The organism is Myxococcus sp. XM-1-1-1, assembly GCF_020037095.1.
Taxonomy (GTDB): Bacteria; Myxococcota; Myxococcia; order Myxococcales; family Myxococcaceae; genus Myxococcus; species Myxococcus fulvus.
This window is the reverse complement of the sequence record NZ_JAIQDH010000060.1, coordinates 1-2,199: the sequence shown is the minus strand read 5'-3', so window position 1 is coordinate 2,199 and position 2,199 is coordinate 1. Positions and strand designations below refer to the sequence as shown.

Below are 2,199 nucleotides of genomic sequence, written 5' to 3'. Positions count from 1 at the left end.
AGGCACTCGCCGGACTCGGCCTCGGGTTCCATCGCCTGGACCAACCGCTGATGTCCCTCTACCTCGAGGACTGGCGCGAGAAGGGCCTGCTCCCCAGCCCATCGACAACGGCACGCGGTCACTGAAGTCCCCTCTCCTCCATCGACTGGAAGAAACATGATGACGACACACCTCGCATCCACGGCCGAGGGGGTCACCCCTGCGTCCATCTATCCCCTCCAAGCCGGACTCGCAGATCTGTGGCATGCGCAAGTCGCGCTCCGGCCCATGGACATCGCCATCCACTGGGGCGTCAAGCGCATCACCTATGGCGCCCTGGACCGCCGAGCCAACCAGCTCGCGAATGCCCTGCACAGGAGAGGCGTGGGAGAGGAGACGCCTGTCGCCGTGGCCATGCGAAGGGGAATCGATGCACTCGTCGTCCATGTGGCCCTCGCCAAGCTGGGCGCCACCCATGTCCCCCTGGACCTGCAGCATCCGCGCGGGCGCATCACCTCCATCGTGGAGAGTTCACGGGCCCGAGTCCTCCTCGCCGAGACAGTCACCGAGGAGGCGCAGTGCACGACGGGGGCCATCACCTGCATCTGCCTGGAACGAGACAGGGATGCCGTGACGCGCGAGCCCGAGACCTTCACCGGCCCCCGCGACACTCCGGAGCGACGGACCTACATCATGCACACGTCCGGAACCACCGGGCAGCCCAAGGGCATCGAGATTCTCGCCCAGGGCATCCGCCGACTGGTCATCGACAACCCCATCCTCGGCATCCATCCCGGGGAGCGGGTTGCCCAGGCGTCCAACCACGCGTTCGACATGGCGCTGTATGAAATCTGGGGGGCGCTGCTCAACGGCGCCTCACTCGTGGTGATTTCCAAGGCGACCGTCCTGGATGCGCACGCCCTGCGTGAGGCCCTGCGCGACATGCGCGTCAACGTCATGAGCATCGCGACGGCGCTCTTCAACATGGTCGCCCAGGCGTGCCCCGATGCCTTCAGCGGACTGCGCCTCGTCGTGATGGGCGGAGAGCGAGCCAATGCCCGGCTCTGCCGCGCCGTGCTCGAGAGCCATCCACCAGAGCACCTCGTCAATGGCTACGGCCCCACCGAGGTGTCCATCTACTCGACCGCACATCGGATTCAACTCCAGGACACCCTGAGCGGGTCCATCTCCATCGGCAAGCCCATCGCGCGCACGGAGGTCTTCCTGCTCGATGAGGACCTGCGCCCCGTGGCGCTGGGACAAACCGGAGAGCTGTGCCTCGCGGGAGAGGGCCTCGCGCGCGGCTATCTCCACCAGCCGGAGCTCACCGCCGAGCGCTTCCCCACCGTGTCCGGGCTGAAGGATGGCCAGGCGCTGCGCATCTACCGCACCGGAGACCTGGCGCGGTGGCGCGAGAACGGGACGCTGGAGTACCTGGGCCGGGCCGACCATCAGGTGAAGATTCGCGGCCACCGCATCGAGCTGGACGAGGTCTCCATGTCGCTCCTGCAGAGCGGGCTCGTCTGGGACGCCGTGGTGACTCTCCAGGAGCGACCCGATGGCGAGAAGTCGCTGGCGGCTTTCGTCGTACCCAAGGACACCGGCGCGGGCCTCGAGGACGTCCTCCGCGATTTCATGCGCGACAGGGTGTCGGAGCCCATGGTGCCGTCTCGCTTCGTCATGCTGGAGCGGCTCCCCGTCACGGCCAATGGCAAGGTCGACCGCGCCGCGCTGCCCCAGCTCGACCCGCCCAGGAACCGACCGTCACTCGTACGGAGTACGCCTCTGTCGGAGGACCCGGTCGTCGCGGGCGTGAGCGACATCTGGAGCGAGCTGCTCGGTGTGGAGACCGCTTCCCCTGGCGATGACTTCATGCGGCTGGGTGGCAACTCCCTGATGGCGGGGCGCTTGACGCTGCGGCTGCGCGAGAAGTTCGGCGTGGGCCTGTCCGTGCATGCGCTCCACGCGGCGCACACGCTGGGAGACTTCATCGAGGCGGTGCGGCAGGCCCTGTCGGGTGCCCAGGACGAAGGCCGCGCCATCGCGGGGCCCGACACCTGGCGAGAGGACGCGCGCCTGCCCGAGGACATCGTCCCAAGCCAAGCTGTCATCCAGCACAAGGCCTTGGAGGAGATGCGCTGCGTCTTCCTCACGGGCGCCACGGGCTTCCTCGGCGCCTTCATGCTCCGCGACCTGATGCGGATGACGAAAGCCCAGGTG

The 2,199-nt window shown here is 67.7% G+C and carries 1 protein-coding gene; it reads left to right on the top strand.

Annotated features, from left to right (window positions below; genetic code table 11):
• Positions 1-156 precede the first annotated feature (156 nt).
• On the top strand, positions 157-2,199 hold a 2,043-nt coding region (locus K8640_RS42290; protein ID WP_370640456.1), incomplete at its 3' end, for an amino acid adenylation domain-containing protein.